The sequence below is a fragment of the Escherichia sp. HH26CH genome, from assembly GCF_009820205.1.
Taxonomy (GTDB): domain Bacteria; phylum Pseudomonadota; class Gammaproteobacteria; order Enterobacterales; family Enterobacteriaceae; genus Escherichia; species Escherichia coli_F.
The window spans coordinates 1-17,331 of the sequence record NZ_VNXM01000017.1; the positions used below are offsets into that span (position 1 = coordinate 1).

General features: G+C 54.4%; 18 protein-coding genes and 1 riboswitch. Of the genes, 10 read left to right on the plus strand and 8 right to left on the minus strand.

Annotated features, from left to right (window positions below):
• Positions 1-387: 387 nt before the first annotated feature.
• Together purH and purD are read left to right on the plus strand one after the other, a co-directional pair.
• Positions 388-1,977 (plus strand): bifunctional phosphoribosylaminoimidazolecarboxamide formyltransferase/IMP cyclohydrolase, encoded by a 1,590-nt coding sequence (purH, locus tag FQ015_RS06645; protein WP_125400674.1) that lies wholly within the window; start codon positions 388-390, stop codon positions 1,975-1,977.
• A gap of 11 nt (positions 1,978-1,988) precedes the next feature.
• Positions 1,989-3,278: a phosphoribosylamine--glycine ligase gene (purD, locus tag FQ015_RS06650; protein WP_160523873.1), complete on the plus strand. Its 1,290-nt coding sequence runs from the start codon at positions 1,989-1,991 to the stop codon at positions 3,276-3,278.
• Here the strand turns inward: purD and zraR are convergent.
• Both zraR and zraS read right to left on the minus strand, forming a co-directional pair.
• Positions 3,275-4,600: a sigma-54-dependent response regulator transcription factor ZraR gene (gene zraR / locus FQ015_RS06655; protein WP_160523874.1), complete on the minus strand. Its 1,326-nt coding sequence runs from the start codon at positions 4,598-4,600 to the stop codon at positions 3,275-3,277. The two genes, purD and zraR, sit on opposite strands and share 4 nt — an antisense overlap.
• Positions 4,597-5,973: a two-component system sensor histidine kinase ZraS gene (gene zraS, locus FQ015_RS06660; RefSeq protein ID WP_032185268.1), complete on the minus strand. Its 1,377-nt coding sequence runs from the start codon at positions 5,971-5,973 to the stop codon at positions 4,597-4,599. The genes zraR and zraS overlap by 4 nt, the downstream gene beginning before the upstream one ends.
• A gap of 237 nt (positions 5,974-6,210) precedes the next feature.
• Here zraS and zraP point away from each other — a divergent pair, with 237 nt between their 5' ends.
• Positions 6,211-6,630 (plus strand): zinc resistance sensor/chaperone ZraP, encoded by a 420-nt coding sequence (gene zraP / locus FQ015_RS06665; protein ID WP_001296714.1) that lies wholly within the window; start codon positions 6,211-6,213, stop codon positions 6,628-6,630.
• A 1-nt stretch (position 6,631) separates the two neighbouring features.
• On the opposite strand, the gene FQ015_RS06670 is transcribed toward zraP, so the two are convergent.
• The 6 genes from FQ015_RS06670 to nudC all read right to left on the minus strand — a co-directional run bounded on the left by FQ015_RS06670 (position 6,632) and on the right by nudC (position 11,137).
• The gene (locus FQ015_RS06670) at positions 6,632-7,327 is read right to left on the minus strand and encodes a DUF1481 domain-containing protein (protein ID WP_032243492.1); all 696 of its coding nucleotides are present in this window, start codon (positions 7,325-7,327) and stop codon (positions 6,632-6,634) included.
• Between the two features lie 12 nt (positions 7,328-7,339).
• Positions 7,340-7,612 (minus strand): nucleoid-associated protein HU-alpha, encoded by a 273-nt coding sequence (gene hupA / locus FQ015_RS06675; RefSeq protein ID WP_001044513.1) that lies wholly within the window; start codon positions 7,610-7,612, stop codon positions 7,340-7,342.
• Between the two features lie 186 nt (positions 7,613-7,798).
• Complete coding sequence (locus FQ015_RS06680) at positions 7,799-8,389, minus strand: YjaG family protein (protein WP_000941119.1); 591 nt, start codon at positions 8,387-8,389, stop codon at positions 7,799-7,801.
• Positions 8,390-8,431: 42 nt separating this feature from the next.
• Positions 8,432-9,103, minus strand: a complete 672-nt coding sequence (gene nfi, locus FQ015_RS06685) for a deoxyribonuclease V (RefSeq protein WP_000362384.1) — start codon at positions 9,101-9,103, stop codon at positions 8,432-8,434.
• A gap of 156 nt (positions 9,104-9,259) precedes the next feature.
• Entirely contained in the window at positions 9,260-10,324 is a 1,065-nt protein-coding gene (gene hemE, locus FQ015_RS06690; protein ID WP_000137657.1) for a uroporphyrinogen decarboxylase, read from the minus strand.
• 39 nt (positions 10,325-10,363) lie between these two features.
• Positions 10,364-11,137, minus strand: coding sequence for an NAD(+) diphosphatase (nudC, locus tag FQ015_RS06695; RefSeq protein WP_039021944.1), 774 nt, complete (start codon positions 11,135-11,137; stop codon positions 10,364-10,366).
• A gap of 94 nt (positions 11,138-11,231) precedes the next feature.
• Here nudC and rsd point away from each other — a divergent pair, with 94 nt between their 5' ends.
• The 7 genes from rsd (at position 11,232) to thiH (ending at position 17,305) form a co-directional block, all read left to right on the plus strand.
• A complete protein-coding gene (gene rsd, locus FQ015_RS06700) occupies positions 11,232-11,708 on the plus strand; it encodes a sigma D regulator (RefSeq protein WP_000934302.1) in 477 nt (158 codons plus the stop codon).
• A gap of 51 nt (positions 11,709-11,759) precedes the next feature.
• A riboswitch (TPP riboswitch) is annotated at positions 11,760-11,860 on the plus strand.
• Positions 11,861-11,940: 80 nt separating this feature from the next.
• On the plus strand, positions 11,941-13,836 hold the full coding sequence (gene thiC / locus FQ015_RS06705; protein WP_039021945.1) for a phosphomethylpyrimidine synthase ThiC: 1,896 nt from the start codon (positions 11,941-11,943) through the stop codon (positions 13,834-13,836).
• Complete coding sequence (gene thiE / locus FQ015_RS06710; protein WP_039021946.1) at positions 13,836-14,471, plus strand: thiamine phosphate synthase; 636 nt, start codon at positions 13,836-13,838, stop codon at positions 14,469-14,471. Before thiC ends, thiE begins: the two co-directional genes overlap by 1 nt.
• On the plus strand, positions 14,464-15,219 hold the full coding sequence (gene thiF, locus FQ015_RS06715) for a thiazole biosynthesis adenylyltransferase ThiF (RefSeq protein ID WP_032185276.1): 756 nt from the start codon (positions 14,464-14,466) through the stop codon (positions 15,217-15,219). Before thiE ends, thiF begins: the two co-directional genes overlap by 8 nt.
• On the plus strand, positions 15,203-15,403 hold the full coding sequence (thiS, locus tag FQ015_RS06720) for a sulfur carrier protein ThiS (protein ID WP_032185277.1): 201 nt from the start codon (positions 15,203-15,205) through the stop codon (positions 15,401-15,403). Before thiF ends, thiS begins: the two co-directional genes overlap by 17 nt.
• A 1-nt stretch (position 15,404) precedes the next feature.
• A complete protein-coding gene (gene thiG, locus FQ015_RS06725) occupies positions 15,405-16,175 on the plus strand; it encodes a thiazole synthase (RefSeq protein ID WP_039021949.1) in 771 nt (256 codons plus the stop codon).
• Positions 16,172-17,305, plus strand: coding sequence for a 2-iminoacetate synthase ThiH (thiH, locus tag FQ015_RS06730; RefSeq protein WP_160523875.1), 1,134 nt, complete (start codon positions 16,172-16,174; stop codon positions 17,303-17,305). The genes thiG and thiH overlap by 4 nt, the downstream gene beginning before the upstream one ends.
• The last annotated feature ends 26 nt before the right edge of the window (positions 17,306-17,331 follow it).

Here is a 17,331-nt window from a genome sequence, read left to right on the forward strand (position 1 = left end):
TTTCTCTTCAACCGAACCGGCTGTTTGTGTGAAGTGATTCACATCCGCCGTGTCGATGGAGGCGCATTATAGGGAGTTCTCCGCAGGCCGCAATAGAAAAATTGCAGAAAAATGACTGACTGCTGCATTCCCCAGCAAAACCCCGCTTTATACCTTTTTACGCACAGAGTTATCCACAATCGTTACCGTGATTTCTATATTTTTCCCACGGTAACCACAGTCAAAATTGTGATCACCATTGAAAGAGAAAAATTCGCGAGCGTTGCGCAAACGTTTTCGTTACAATGCGGGCGAAAAATAAGGATGCCCCGTTAGGGGCGTTAGCTGAGTTTTTCGCGAAAAATTCAGCTAACGCTCTCTGTAATAGTCAAATCCAGGGGATTTACCATGCAACAACGTCGTCCAGTCCGCCGCGCTCTGCTCAGTGTTTCTGACAAAGCCGGTATCGTCGAATTCGCCCAGGCACTTTCCGCACGCGGTGTGGAGCTGCTGTCTACAGGGGGCACTGCCCGTCTGTTAGCAGAAAAGGGTCTGCCGGTAACCGAAGTTTCCGATTACACCGGTTTCCCGGAGATGATGGATGGACGCGTGAAGACCCTGCATCCGAAAGTGCATGGTGGCATTCTGGGCCGTCGCGGCCAGGACGATGCCGTTATGGAAGAACATCAGATCCAACCTATCGATATGGTGGTTGTTAACCTCTATCCGTTCGCCCAGACCGTGGCCCGTGAAGGTTGCTCTCTGGAAGATGCGGTTGAGAACATCGATATCGGTGGTCCAACGATGGTGCGCTCCGCCGCCAAGAACCATAAAGATGTCGCAATCGTGGTGAAGAGCAGCGACTACGACGCCATTATTAAAGAGATGGATGCCAACGAAGGATCGCTGACGCTTGCAACCCGTTTCGATCTCGCTATCAAAGCCTTCGAACACACCGCCGCCTACGACAGCATGATTGCCAACTACTTCGGCAGCATGGTTCCGGCTTACCACGGTGAAAGCAAAGAAGCCGCCGGTCGCTTCCCGCGCACGCTGAACCTGAACTTCATTAAGAAGCAGGATATGCGCTACGGCGAGAACAGCCACCAGCAGGCTGCCTTCTATATAGAAGAGAATGTGAAAGAAGCCTCCGTTGCCACCGCAACCCAGGTTCAGGGTAAAGCCCTCTCTTATAACAACATCGCCGATACCGATGCGGCGCTGGAGTGCGTGAAAGAGTTCGCCGAGCCAGCATGTGTGATTGTGAAGCACGCCAACCCATGCGGCGTGGCTATCAGCGATTCCATTCTTGATGCTTACGATCGCGCGTATAAAACCGACCCAACCTCGGCGTTCGGCGGCATTATCGCCTTTAACCGCGAGCTGGATGCTGAAACCGCACAGGCCATCATTTCTCGTCAGTTTGTCGAAGTGATTATTGCGCCGTCCGCCAGCGAAGAAGCGTTGAAAATCACCGCCGCTAAACAGAACGTACGTGTCCTGACATGTGGTCAGTGGGCCGAGCGTGTTCCAGGCCTTGATTTCAAACGCGTGAACGGCGGTCTGCTGGTTCAGGATCGTGACCTGGGTATGGTTGGTGCAGAAGAACTGCGCGTCGTCACCAAACGTCAGCCGACCGAACAGGAGCTGCGTGATGCGCTGTTCTGCTGGAAGGTGGCGAAGTTCGTGAAATCTAACGCCATTGTCTACGCCAAAAACAATATGACCATCGGTATTGGCGCAGGCCAGATGAGCCGCGTGTACTCCGCGAAAATCGCCGGTATTAAAGCGGCCGATGAAGGCCTGGAAGTGAAAGGTTCGTCAATGGCTTCTGACGCATTCTTCCCGTTCCGCGACGGTATTGATGCCGCGGCCGCTGCGGGCGTGACCTGCGTAATCCAGCCTGGCGGCTCTATCCGTGATGACGAAGTAATTGCCGCCGCCGACGAGCACGGTATTGCGATGCTCTTCACCGACATGCGCCACTTCCGCCATTAATGGAGCGACAGATGAAAGTATTAGTGATTGGTAATGGCGGGCGCGAGCACGCACTGGCCTGGAAAGCGGCGCAGTCGCCGCTGGTTGAAACTGTTTTTGTTGCTCCGGGTAACGCTGGTACTGCGTTGGAACCCACGCTGCAAAACGTCGCTATCGGCGTGACCGATATCCCGGCGCTGCTGGATTTCGCACAAAACGAAAAGATCGATCTGACCATCGTCGGCCCGGAAGCGCCGCTGGTGAAAGGCGTGGTCGATACCTTCCGAGCCGCCGGGCTGAAAATCTTCGGACCAACCGCAGGCGCCGCACAACTGGAAGGCTCGAAAGCGTTTACCAAGGATTTCCTGGCCCGCCATAAGATCCCTACGGCGGAATACCAGAACTTCACCGAGGTCGAACCTGCGCTGGCGTATCTGCGTGAAAAAGGCGCGCCCATCGTTATTAAAGCTGACGGTCTGGCTGCCGGGAAAGGCGTTATCGTGGCGATGACGCTGGAAGAAGCGGAAGCGGCTGTTCACGATATGCTGGCGGGCAACGCTTTTGGCGACGCGGGTCATCGCATCGTTATCGAAGAGTTCCTCGATGGCGAAGAAGCGAGCTTTATCGTGATGGTGGACGGCGAGCATGTGCTGCCGATGGCCACCAGTCAGGACCACAAACGCGTAGGCGATAAAGATACCGGGCCGAACACGGGCGGGATGGGCGCTTACTCCCCTGCACCAGTGGTGACCGATGAGGTTCATCAGCGCACCATGGAACGTATCATCTGGCCAACCGTGAAAGGCATGGCAGCGGAAGGCAACACCTACACCGGTTTTCTCTACGCAGGCCTGATGATCGACAAACAGGGCAATCCGAAGGTTATCGAGTTTAACTGCCGCTTTGGCGATCCGGAAACCCAGCCGATTATGCTGCGCATGAAGTCCGATCTGGTTGAACTCTGCCTGGCGGCCTGTGAAGGCAAGCTGGACGAGAAAACCTCCGAGTGGGATGAACGCGCTTCTCTTGGCGTGGTGATGGCTGCGGGCGGTTATCCGGGCGATTACCGCACCGGCGATGTGATCCACGGCCTGCCGCTGGAAGAAGTGTCTGACGGCAAAGTGTTCCACGCGGGCACAAAACTGGCGGATGACGAGCAGGTGGTAACCAGCGGCGGGCGCGTACTGTGCGTCACCGCGCTGGGTCATACCGTGGCAGAAGCGCAGAAACGCGCTTATGCCTTAATGACCGATATCCATTGGGACGATTGCTTCTGCCGGAAGGATATCGGCTGGCGCGCCATCGAACGCGAGCAGAACTAACGCGACAGTTTTGCCAATAGCGTTTTGCGCGTAATCCCTAACTGACGGGCGGCTTCGGTTTTGTTGCCGCCCGTTTTCTCCAGCGCCGCCAGAATCACTTCTTTTTCGACTTCCACCAGCGGCTGAATATCCTGACTTTGCACCAGCGGGATCGGCGTACTGGCAATCGCCAGCGGCAGCTCGCGTTCGGAAATATATTCCCCGGTCAGCAGCACCACCGCCCGTTCCACCGCGTTTTCCAGTTCACGAATATTTCCCGGCCAGTCGTAGTGAATCAGCAGATCCATCGCCTGGGGAGTAAACCCTTTTACCGCCTTGCGATTACGTTCGGCAAAGCGCTGCAGAAAATGGTTAGCCAGCAGAGGAATATCTTCCCGCCGTTGCCGTAGCGAAGGTACTTCAATCGCCACCACATTCAGGCGATAGTAGAGATCCTGACGAAAACGCCCGGCCTTTACCTCAGCGGCAAGATCGCGATGAGTCGCCGCAATCAGCCGGACATCAACCGAGATAGTCTGATTGCTACCGACACGCTGTACTTCGCGCTCCTGAATCACACGCAGTAGACGAACCTGCATCATCGGTGAGATATCGCCAATTTCATCGAGAAACAGCGTGCCGCCGTCTGCTTCCACAAAGCGCCCTTCCCGCCGTTTGTCGGCTCCAGTAAACGCCCCTTTTTCGTGACCGAACAATTCAGATTCCAGCAAGGATTCGTTGAGTGCCGCACAGTTGAGCGTCACCAGCGGTTTTTCGCTACGTGCGCTACTGGCGTGAATCGCCCTGGCGACCAGCTCTTTACCGGTGCCGGAATCGCCGTGGATCAGCACCGTGGCTTCCGATGGCGCGACAAGGGCGATTTCACTGAGCAGGTGTTGCATCGCCGGGCTTTTACCGACCATACCGAACTGGCTGGCAGACACCGCAGGCGTTTCAGCATCAACACTGTGCGTATGCGCAAGCGCCTTTTCCAGGGTTGCCTGCAGGTTATCGAAATCCAGCGGCTTGATGAGATAATCCAGCGCCCCGGTTTTCAACGCCTCTACCGCCGTCTCGACGCTGGAGTACGCGGTCATAATCAGTACCGGAATTGCCGGATTTAACGCTTTGATCTCTTTCAGCGTGGCGATGCCATCCATCTCTGCCATTCGCACATCACAAAGCACAAGATCAAAAACCTGTTCCCGCACTTGCTCCAGCGCTTGTCGCCCGCTGTTCGCCAGCGCGACGTTATAGCCCCAGCCGCGCAGCAATGCCTGCAAGATAGTGCAGTGGCTAATGTCATCATCCACCACCAGAATATCGATATTATCGTGCGTCATCCTTGTGGGTCCTTACGCGTAATATTGACCGGAAGCCAGAGGGTGAACGTTGCACCTTTCCCCTCCTGGCTTACGACCTGAATTGTACCACCGTGTTGTTCAACAATATTATGCACAACCGCCAGCCCCAGTCCGGTGCCTTCGGCTTTGGTGGTGAAGTACGGGGTGAAGATGGCTTCAAGCTGATCCGCCGCAATTCCCTTACCGCTGTCGGTTACGCTTATTTTAACGCCTGCGCTGCTTTCGTTGGCCGTCACGCTAATCACGCCATGCTGACCAATCGCCTGAATAGCATTGAGATAGAGATTCAACAGGACCTGAGTCAGTCGGTCCGGATCGGCCTGTATCTCCGGCAATGCGTCGTTGGCGGTAAAGCGTAATTGGATCTCCCTACTGTTTGCATCCTGGCTTACCAGTTGTAATGAGTGGTTAATCAGCGTGTTGAGATCCACCGCCTGCAAAGCCAGATGCGTTGGCTTAACCAGCTCCAGCAGCTCGCTTACCACGCGGTTTAAACGGTCGGCTTCTTTCGCCATCACCTGCGCCAATTGATGTGCTTCTCCTCCTGCTGGTGCGCGTTCGGCAAAATATTTCGCCAGCCCTTTAATCGAGGAAAGCGGGTTACGGATTTCATGGGCGACGCCTGCGGCCAGATGTCCCAGCGCCACCAGCTTCTCTTTGCGCTTCATTTCATCCTGTAACAGCTGGCGCGAGCGAAGATAGCGGCGATACCAGAAGAATGACAACACGCTTGCCAGCAAGACCGTCGCCAGGGCGAAGAGGATAATCAGGGTGTTTCTCTGCTCACGCTCTTCGGCACTCACAATGTTACTGGCGTCGAAAGCGATAAAAATTGCTTGTGGTGTCGCGGCATACTGCTGCATATGGCGCATCCGGTGCATTCCAGCAGCAAACATCGGTTGAAACTGGCGATAAATTTCCAGAACAGGCTCGCCGTCTGCGCTATCGATCCGCCGCCACGCTTCTTCGTCTCCCGGATGTAACTGCTGCATTTCCTGCGGGGAATAAAGCTGTTTTCCCACCATGCCGGAGTTGCTATGCATCACGATTGTTCCTTGTTCATCCGTGACCGCAAACCAACGCACTCCTGGCTGCCCAGCCATTTCTTCCAGTAAAGCCTGCTGCTGCGCATGATGCATGCGCATCCCCATACCGACGCGCGAGCCGGATTCGAGAGCGCGGATAAGTACACTGCCTTTTTCCAGCAGAGTTTGTCTGGCGGCGGCAGTCTCGCGCCCATAATCGCGAATCACGGTCACCGCAAACAACCCCACCAGTCCAACAATGACTACGGGAAGGATCGCGCTTAACCATTTTGCTAAGGCATCTTTTGATCGCTGCATAAAACGCATCTTCTTCTTTGCCTGTTCATCCCTTTTTGACAGCAGAAATCATGCCATCTTTTATTAGCACTTACCCTGCGCTTTAACACAAAGGCTTAAGTTTCAATGAGTAAAAATGACTCGCTACACACAGCTGGCGAGTCATTTTTACTCGTTTATCATGTCATATTGCCCGTCATATCAGCGTTTCGCCGTTGGCACGAAAGATGCAATACACAAAGTAAGACAACCACTGGAGGATTAACCATGAAACGGAACACGAAAATTGCCCTGGTGATGATGGCGCTTTCAGCAATGGCGATGGGATCGACATCTGCATTTGCTCACGGCGGACACGGTATGTGGCAGCAAAATGCCGCGCCTTTGACCAGCGAACAACAGACAGCGTGGCAGAAAATCCATAATGACTTTTACGCTCAAAGCAGCGCACTGCAACAGCAACTGGTGACGAAGCGTTATGAATACAATGCCCTGTTAGCCGCGAACCCACCGGATAGCAGCAAAATTAACGCGGTCGCCAAAGAGATGGAGAATTTGCGTCAGTCGTTAGATGAGTTACGGGTGAAACGAGATATTGCGATGGCTGAAGCGGGTATTCCGCGCGGTACCGGAATGGGTTACGGCGGCTGCGGTGGTGGCGGTCATATGGGTATGGGCCACTGGTAAATCAGAACGTTTTCTCGTTGGGTTGCCAGCGACAGAAATCAGAGTTTGCCACTAACAGTAATTGCGAACCTTCGGGCGCTTCCAGCCATGCCACGCTGACATCAACAGAAGAGCGGCTCTGGCGGCGCTCGATATGCGCTATCGCCTGCGAATCTAAATCAGGTTTAATGGTTTGCCCTTCGCAGGTGGTCACGGTCTGTTCCATCGCATGCCAGCGCCCCTGGCGCAGCACGACTCTCCCCTGACGTAAGGCATCGCTAATCTGGCGGATCTGATCAGCACGATAACGGTATAAATCGATTTGGTCGTTAGAAAGCTGCTGTTTTTCCCCGTCGGATTCACGTTGCATAAAGCTCAGATCGCCGCGATCGTCAAAACGCGCGCGAATATTCACCGGCGGTTTGCTGTAAACATTGATATTGATAAGCGTGAGGTTATCGCCCTGCCAGCGATACTCTCGTGTCGTGGTATCGCCACTGCGCCACGGGCTAAACACAGCAAGCAGATGCACATTATTGCCACTGTCTTTTCGCCAGATACGTACCGCGCCCTGATCTTCAGCAAATCCACTGGCGGTAAAGGGAGGAAGTGAAGAGTTGTGACTACAGGCAGTGAGAAACAGAGCGCCCGCCAGCATCAATGATCGACGCCAGAAAGACAAAAGGGGTGAAACCACCCCTTCGTTAAAACTGTTCACTGCCACGCAATCTTACTTAACTGCGTCTTTCAGTGCCTTGCCAGAAACAAATGCCGGCACGTTAGCTGCGGCAATTTTGATTTCTTTACCGGTCTGCGGGTTGCGGCCAGTACGCTCAGCGCGGTGGTTCACTTTGAAGGTACCGAAACCAACCAGTTGTACAGCATCGCCTTCTTTCAGAGACTCAGTAATTGCAGCCAGAGTGGACTCCAGAGCAGCTTTAGCCTGGGTTTTGGACAGTTCTGCTTTCTCTGCAATTACATCAATCAGTTGAGTCTTGTTCATAAGTTATCCTTACAATGTGTTTATCGCTTGCTAAGCATCGAGTGCGACGGAAATGCCAGAATAGCACTCTCCTGCATACACGCACCGATAGCCACTTTTTTTCGCCCCCCAAATGTAGACCAGACGGGGGGCGAAAGGGAAGACTCCAGGTATGACAAATCAGGCGTTAAATCACGTTTTCTGGTCTTATTGCTGAAAAATTATACCAATATTGCTCTCGCCCGCCTCACGCAGGTCTGCCCTAAGGCCTTTTATCAGCTCGATATCGCGTTCTTCGCACTCAGCTAAAAGTCGGAATATTTCCCACTGAATGTCCCACTCTTGCTCTACAGCTGGGTTTTCTTTGAGCTCTTCATCGCTCATTTCACGGCCAGCCTGAGTCATTTCCAGCATCGCCACGGTCGTGATGGAGGTCTTACTCACTTCTACCGCGTGTTCGAGCGTTTCGCCACTTAAACGCGAATGGACCAGTTCACTTAACGCCACGCAAGCATCGATTGCCGGATAAACGCCGTACAGATCGAAATCGTCGGCTGAAGGAATCGCTTCTTCAAATTTCTCCAGTTGGCTGTCGAAATTTACTTTTGCGTCTTTGACGGTCAGCGTTTCCCAGATGAGATCGAGAATACGGCGGTAAATTTGCCCATCACCAAAACCAGTTTGCTGACAGAATACGGCGTAATTAGGGTACATGCGTTCGCATAAGCAGGCCATAAAAGTGACGTGCTGCCAGCTTTCCAGGCGCTCCAGACGCAGATGAATTGGGTTTTGTAACATGTTGAGTTCTCAAATACGGAAATTATCCGCAGTTTACCTGAATTAGGGCTGATTTGCTGTATAGCGCACGAATGCAGGACGTTCCGAGGCCACCGCGTCTGCCCAGCGCGTTGGCTCCGGCAGACGATAGCCTTTCATGCAGCGTTGTACCCAGGCCAGCGCACTATCCATGCTGACACGATGGCCAGTTGCGATAAATAGCGGGTTACAGCGCGCTTTACTGCGCCAGACCCAGGCCAGCTGCTCGCCTTTATCCATCAACGGTGCGAGCGCGCCCGGTTCGCTGGAGAGCGGCTCGAATTTACCGCATAACCGCTTTTTCGCTACGCCAATGGTCGGCACATCCACCAGCAAACCAAAGTGGCTGGCGACGCCAAGACGGCGAGGATGCGAGATCCCGTGACCATCGACAAACACTAAATCCGGCTTTTGCGACAGCATCTCCCACGCTGCCAGCAGCGCAGGATATTCGCGGAAGGAGAGAAAACCTGGAATGTAAGGCATGGTAGTGGCGATGCGGGCCACTTTATACTCCACCAGCTCAAGCGAGGGGTATTTCAACAGCACCATCGCCGCTCGCGTCACTTCTCCGCCCTGCTCAAACCCGACATCGGCTCCGGCGATCAGATCCGGCGGATCTTTATCAAGTCGATCCTCACGGATCACAGAAGAAGCCAGTTCGATTTGTTGAGCGCGTAATGACGCGAGATCCATAATCGCTCCTTAGAGCCTGGTTCAACAGGCGTAATTGTTGAAGGCAGTTTGAGGCCGGACAGCGCGGAAAAACCGGAGCGTACACGTAGTACGTGAGGATTTTGAGCACTGCCCGGCCTCAAAATGGCAAATAAAATAGCCTGATGGACCAGGCTCTTAGCGGTGATACTGTTCAGACAGTCGATGCACAGCCTCCACAAACACGCCAGCATGTTCTGGCGGCACATCCTGATGAATGCCGTGACCAAGGTTAAAGACATGACCTTCGCCGTGACCGAAACCTGCAAGTATAGTCGCGACTTCTTCTTCAATGCGGGCAGGTGGCGCGTACAGCATCGACGGATCCATATTACCCTGCAGCGCGACTTTATTGCCCACGCGGCGGCGCGCATCAGCGATATCCGTTGTCCAGTCTAGGCCCAGCGCATCGCAACCCGTTTCCGCCATAGCTTCCAGCCACTGTCCACCGCCTTTGGTAAACAGGGTGACCGGTACACGGCGACCGTCGTTTTCACGCAGTAAACCATCAACTATTTTATGCATGTAATAGAGCGAGAACTGTTGATAATCGCGCCCGGTGAGCACGCCGCCCCAGGTATCGAAGATCATCACGGCCTGAGCACCAGCTTTAATTTGCGCATTCAGATACAAAGTGACGCTTTTCGCCAGTTTATCGAGCAGAGCGTGCAGCGCCTGTGGATCGGCATACATCATCTTTTTGATCACGGTGAACGCTTTGCTGCTGCCACCTTCCACCATATAGGTCGCCAGCGTCCACGGGCTGCCGGAAAAACCAATCAGCGGCACTTCGCCTTTCAGTTCGCGGCGAATAGTACGCACCGCGTTCATCACATAACCCAGCTCATCTTCCGGGTCCGGAATTGGCAGTTTATCAACGTCAGCTTTGCAGGTGACTGGCGAGGTAAAGCGCGGACCTTCTCCGGCTTCAAAATAGAGCCCTAACCCCATCGCGTCCGGCACGGTGAGGATATCGGAAAAGAGGATCGCCGCATCCAGCGGATAGCGACGCAGCGGTTGCAAAGTCACTTCGCACGCCAGCTCTGCATTTTTGCACAGCGACATAAAATCGCCCGCCTGGGCGCGCGTGGCTTTATATTCCGGTAGATAGCGACCCGCCTGGCGCATCATCCATACTGGAGTGACATCAACGGGCTGGCGCAGCAGCGCCCGCAGATAACGATCGTTTTTGAGTTCGGTCATTTTGGCTGTTCCTTAGTGCGTCAGGCGGTCAGTGTATCATCACTCATACTCTGCCCGACACATCGCCACCGTATCTTCTATCAGACGGCGCGCCACGGTGCCGGGCGGCGGAAGTAACGGTAAATCATCGTAGCGATACCAGTTCGCCTCGAGCAGCTCTTTCGGATCAATCACGATGTCGCCGCTGTCATATTCCGCCATAAATGCGGTCATCAGCGACTGGGGAAACGGCCACGGCTGGGAAGTCACGTACCGCAAGTTTTTAACTTTAATTCCGCTCTCTTCCATCACTTCCCGCGCGACCGCCTGCTCGAGGGTTTCGCCCACTTCGACGAATCCGGCAAGTACCGTATGGACACCGTTACGATGGCGGGTATGCTGGGCGAGGAGGATCGAATCATCGCGACGGATGGCAACAATAATGCAGGGGGCGATTTGCGGGTAGTAACGCTCACGGCAATGGCTGCACAGCATCGCCCATTCGGTTTTGCTTGGATACATTTCATGCCCGCAGTAACCACAGTATTTATGCGATCGGTAAAACTCCGCCAGTTGCACGCCACGTCCGGCCAGTTGAAACAGCCCAACATCGAGATCAATGACCTGACGTACCGACCCCATATCGTGACGCCGATGCTGTTGTACTAACCAAACAGGTTCCCCCTGCCATTCGCCGATTTGTAGTGCGCGCTGACCCACAAGATCGAAATTTGCCGCTTCGCCATATGGCAATTCTCCCTTCGGCAACCATAATTTTTGTTCATGGCTGACGACCCACCAGCCGTGATCTAATTTTTCAATTATACGATCCATAGCTCTTGCACTACCTTTGCATCACTGGCATGTTTAACATGGTTTTTACATTTCTCACTGAGCAGTTTTTGAATACAAACTTGCGGAGTCAATCATGCTTAACCAGCTCGATAACCTGACGGAGCGCGTCAGAGGAAGTAACAAACTGGTTGATCGCTGGCTACATGTACGTAAGCATCTGCTCGTGGCTTACTACAATCTGGTTGGCATTAAGCCTGGCAAAGAATCGTACATGAGGCTAAACGAAAAAGCCCTTGATGATTTTTGTCAGAGCCTGGTCGATTACTTGTCTGCCGGACATTTCAGTATTTATGAGCGCATTCTTCATAAACTGGAAGGCAATGGGCAACTCGCACGCGCCGCGAAGATTTGGCCACAACTCGAAGCCAATACCCAACAGATTATGGATTACTACGATTCCAGCCTTGAAACCGCTATCGATCATGATAATTACCTTGAGTTTCAACAGGTTTTATCTGACATCGGCGAGGCCCTGGAAGCGCGCTTTGTGCTGGAAGATAAGCTGATTCTGCTGGTGCTTGACGCCGCCCGCGTCAAACATCCTGCTTGAGTTCTGCGCTGTTAACGCGTAATTTACATTCAACGCCCCGTTTGCGGGGCTAATTTCTTGTCGGAGTGCCTTAACTGGCTGAGACCGTTTATTCGGGATCCGCGGAACCTGATCAGGCTAATACCTGCGAAGGGAACAAGAGTTAATCTGCTATCGCATCGCCTTTGCGGCGATCGTCTCTTGCTTCATCCGTCGTCTGACAAGCCACGTCCTTAACTTTTTGGAATGAGCTATGTCTGCAACAAAACTGACCCGCCGCGAACAACGCGCCCAGGCCCAACATTTTATCGACACCCTGGAAGGCACCGCCTTTCCGAACTCAAAACGCATTTACATCACTGGCACACAACCCGGCGTGCGCGTGCCGATGCGTGAGATCCAGCTTAGCCCGACGCTAATCGGTGGTAGCAAAGAACAGCCGCAGTACGAAGAAAACGAAGCGATTCCCGTCTACGATACCTCCGGTCCGTATGGCGATCCGCAGATCGCCATTAACGTGCAGCAAGGACTGGCAAAACTACGCCAGCCGTGGATCGATGCACGCGGCGATACCGAAGAACTTACCGTGCGCAGTTCCGATTACACTAAAGCACGGCTGGCAGATGATGGCCTCGACGAGCTGCGTTTTAGCGGCGTATTAACCCCAAAACGCGCCAAAGCAGGCCACCGCGTCACACAACTGCACTACGCCCGCCAGGGCATCATCACACCGGAGATGGAATTCATCGCCATCCGCGAGAATATGGGCCGCGAGCGCATTCGTAACGAAGTTTTGTGCCACCAGCATCCGGGAATGAGCTTTGGCGCACGCCTGCCGGAAAATATCACTGCGGAATTTGTCCGTGATGAAGTCGCTGCCGGACGTGCCATTATCCCCGCCAACATCAACCATCCGGAATCAGAGCCGATGATTATTGGTCGCAACTTTCTGGTGAAGGTTAACGCCAATATCGGCAACTCGGCAGTCACCTCTTCCATCGAAGAAGAAGTGGAAAAGCTGGTATGGTCTACGCGCTGGGGGGCGGATACAGTGATGGATCTTTCCACCGGTCGCTATATTCACGAAACTCGCGAATGGATTTTGCGTAACAGCCCGGTGCCTATTGGTACAGTGCCGATCTACCAGGCGCTGGAGAAGGTTAATGGGATCGCTGAAGATCTTACCTGGGAAGCGTTCCGGGACACGCTGCTGGAACAGGCCGAGCAAGGTGTGGATTACTTCACTATCCATGCGGGCGTGCTACTGCGCTACGTGCCGATGACCGCGAAACGCCTGACCGGTATCGTCTCTCGCGGCGGTTCGATTATGGCGAAATGGTGCCTCTCCCATCATCAGGAAAATTTCCTCTATCAACACTTCCGCGAAATTTGTGAAATCTGTGCCGCTTATGATGTTTCGTTGTCCTTGGGCGACGGCCTGCGCCCCGGTTCTATTCAGGACGCCAACGATGAAGCGCAGTTTGCCGAGCTACATACGCTGGGCGAACTGACCAAAATCGCCTGGGAATATGACGTGCAGGTGATGATTGAAGGTCCAGGCCACGTGCCGATGCAGATGATCCGCCGCAATATGACCGAGGAGTTAGAGCACTGCCACGAAGCACCGTTCTATACCCTCGGGCCGCTAACTACTGATATTGCGCCGGGTTATGACCACTTCACATCGGGGATTGGCGCGGCGATGATTGGCTGGTTTGGCTGCGCGATGCTCTGTTACGTAACGCCAAAAGAGCATCTGGGTCTGCCTAATAAAGAAGATGTTAAGCAGGGGCTTATCACCTATAAGATTGCCGCCCACGCCGCCGACCTGGCGAAAGGGCATCCGGGCGCGCAAATTCGCGATAACGCCATGTCGAAAGCCCGCTTCGAATTTCGCTGGGAAGACCAGTTTAATCTGGCCCTCGACCCGTTTACCGCCCGCGCTTATCACGATGAAACCCTGCCGCAAGAATCCGGCAAAGTCGCCCATTTTTGCTCCATGTGTGGGCCGAAATTCTGCTCGATGAAAATCAGCCAGGAAGTGCGTGACTATGCCGCCGCGCAAACCATTGAAGTGGGAATGGCGGATATGTCGGAGAACTTCCGTGCCAGAGGTGGAGAAATATACCTGCGTAAGGAGGAAGCGTGATGTATCAGCCTGATTTTCCTCACGTACCTTTTCGTTTAGGACTGTACCCGGTAGTGGACAGCGTACAGTGGATCGAACGTCTGTTGGATGCAGGCGTGCGTACTCTCCAGCTGCGCATCAAAGATCGGCGCGATGAAGAAGTGGAAGCCGATGTCGTGGCAGCAATTGCGCTGGGCCGCCGCTATAACGCACGGCTGTTTATCAACGATTACTGGCGGCTGGCGATTAAGCATCAGGCGTATGGCGTCCATCTGGGACAGGAAGATTTGCAAACCACCGATCTCAATGCCATCCGTGCAGCGGGCCTGCGGCTGGGCGTTTCGACTCATGATGATATGGAGATCGACGTCGCGCTGGCAGCACGTCCTTCTTATATCGCGCTAGGACATGTGTTCCCGACGCAAACCAAACAGATGCCTTCTGCACCGCAGGGGCTGGAACAGCTGGCACGGCATGTTGAGCGCCTGGCTGATTATCCCACTGTAGCGATTGGCGGTATCAGCCTGCCGCGCGCACCTGCGGTGATGGCGACAGGTGTTGGCAGTATCGCCGTCGTCAGTGCCATTACCCAGGCCGCAGACTGGCGTTTGGCAACGGAACAGTTGCTGGAAATTGCAGGAGTTGGCGATGAATGACCGTGATTTTATGCGTTATAGCCGTCAAATCCTGCTCGACGATATCGCTCTTGACGGGCAGCAAAAACTGCTCGACAGCCAGGTGCTGATTATCGGTCTGGGTGGGTTGGGTACACCTGCTGCGCTATACCTGGCGGGAGCTGGTGTCGGGACGCTGGTACTGGCAGATGACGACGATGTGCATTTGAGCAATCTGCAACGACAAATCCTCTTTACGACTGAAGATATCGATCGCCCGAAATCGCAGGTCAGCCAACAGCGACTGACACAGTTGAATCCCGACATTCAACTGACAGCATTACAACAACGGTTAACGGGTAAGGCGTTAAAAGATGCGGTAGCACGGGCCGATGTGGTGCTCGACTGTACCGACAACATGGCGACTCGCCAGGAGATTAATGCCGCCTGCGTAGCACTTAACACACCGCTTATCACCGCCAGCGCGGTCGGATTTGGTGGTCAGTTGATGGTGCTGACACCGCCCTGGGAACAGGGGTGTTACCGCTGCCTGTGGCCGGATAACCAGGAGCCTGAACGCAACTGCCGCACGGCAGGCGTGGTTGGCCCGGTGGTCGGGGTCATGGGCACGTTACAGGCACTGGAAGCAATTAAGCTATTGAGTGGTATAGAGACCCCTGCGGGATATCTTCGACTGTTTGACGGTAAATTAAACCAATGGCGCAACCTGGCGTTGCGCCGCGCCAGCGGTTGCCCGGTATGCGGAGGAAGCAATGCAGATCCTGTTTAATGATCAACCGATGCAGTGCGTCGCCGGGCTAACTGTTCACGATCTGCTCGTGCAACTCAATCAACAACAAGCGGGCGCGGCGCTGGCGATTAACCAGCAAATCATCCCGCGAGAGCAGTGGGCGCAACATATCGTGCAGGATGGCGACCAGATCCTGCTTTTTCAGGTTATTGCAGGGGGTTGAGATGTTACGTATTGCGGACAAAACGTTTGATTCACATCTGTTTACCGGCACCGGGAAATTCGCCTCTTCACAATTGATGGTGGAGGCGATCCGCGCTTCCGGCAGCCAACTGGTGACGCTGGCGATGAAACGCGTCGACTTGCGCCAGCACAACGATGCTATCCTCGAACCGCTTATCGCGGCGGGTGTGACCCTGCTGCCGAATACTTCCGGGGCGAAAACAGCGGAAGAAGCCATTTTCGCCGCCCATCTGGCACGTGAAGCATTAGGCACAAACTGGCTAAAATTAGAGATTCACCCTGACGCCCGCTGGCTGTTGCCCGATCCCATCGAAACCCTGAAAGCCGCCGAAACACTGGTACAACAGGGATTTGTCGTGCTGCCTTACTGCGGTGCCGATCCGGTGTTGTGCAAACGTCTGGAAGAAGTCGGCTGTGCAGCGGTGATGCCGCTCGGCGCGCCGATTGGCTCGAATCAGGGACTGGAAACCCGCGCCATGCTGGAGATTATTATCCAGCAAGCCACGGTTCCGGTGGTCGTTGATGCTGGCATTGGCGTTCCCAGCCATGCCGCGCAGGCGCTTGAAATGGGAGCCGATGCGGTGTTAGTGAATACGGCGATTGCCGTCGCGGACGATCCCGTCAACATGGCGAAGGCATTTCGTCTGGCGGTAGACGCCGGCCTGCTGGCACGTCAGTCCGGGCCGGGCAGTCGCAGTCATTTTGCTCATGCCACTAGCCCGCTGACCGGATTTCTGGAGGCATCGGCATGAAAACCTTCAGCGATCGCTGGCGACAACTGGACTGGGACGACATCCGCCTGCGTATCAACAGCAAAACGGCTGCTGACGTAGAGCGGGCGCTCAATGCCTCGCAACTCACTCGCGACGATATGATGGCATTGCTATCACCTGCCGCCAGTGAATACCTGGAACCACTGGCTCAACGGGCGCAGCGCCTGACCCGCCAGCGATTTGGCAACGTCGTCAGCTTCTACGTCCCGCTTTATCTTTCCAATCTTTGCGCTAACGACTGCACGTACTGCGGATTTTCCATGAGCAATCGCATCAAGCGTAAAACGCTGGATGAAGCGGATATCGCCAGGGAAAGCGCCGCTATCCGGGAGATGGGCTTTGAACATCTGTTGCTGGTCACTGGTGAACATCAGGCGAAAGTGGGGATGGATTACTTTCGTCGTCATCTCCCTGTCCTGCGTGAACAGTTCTCTTCACTACAGATGGAAGTACAGCCACTGGCGGAAGCGGAATACGCCGAGTTAAAGCAACTTGGTCTGGATGGGGTGATGGTTTATCAGGAGACATATCACGAGGCGACATACGCCCACCATCATCTGAAAGGGAAAAAACAGGACTTCTTCTGGCGGCTGGAAACGCCGGATCGGCTGGGCCGTGCGGGGATAGATAAGATAGGCCTCGGCGCGCTAATCGGCCTTTCCGACAGCTGGCGCGTTGACTGCTATATGGTTGCCGAACATTTGCTATGGCTGCAACAACATTACTGGCAAAGCCGTTACTCTGTCTCCTTCCCGCGCCTGCGCCCGTGTACTGGCGGGATTGAGCCAGCGTCGATTATGGATGAACGCCAGTTAGTGCAAACTATCTGCGCCTTCCGCCTACTTGCGCCGGAGATTGAACTGTCACTCTCCACGCGGGAATCACCGTGGTTTCGCGATCGCGTTATTCCGCTGGCGATCAATAACGTCAGCGCCTTCTCGAAAACGCAACCTGGTGGCTATGCCGACAATCATCCGGAGCTGGAGCAATTCTCACCGCACGACGATCGCAGGCCGGAAGCGGTGGCCGCCGCGTTAACCGCTCAGGGTTTGCAGCCGGTGTGGAAAGACTGGGACAGCTATCTGGGACGCACCTCGCAAAGGACATGAGACAGAATGTAAGAACGTAAATTTAT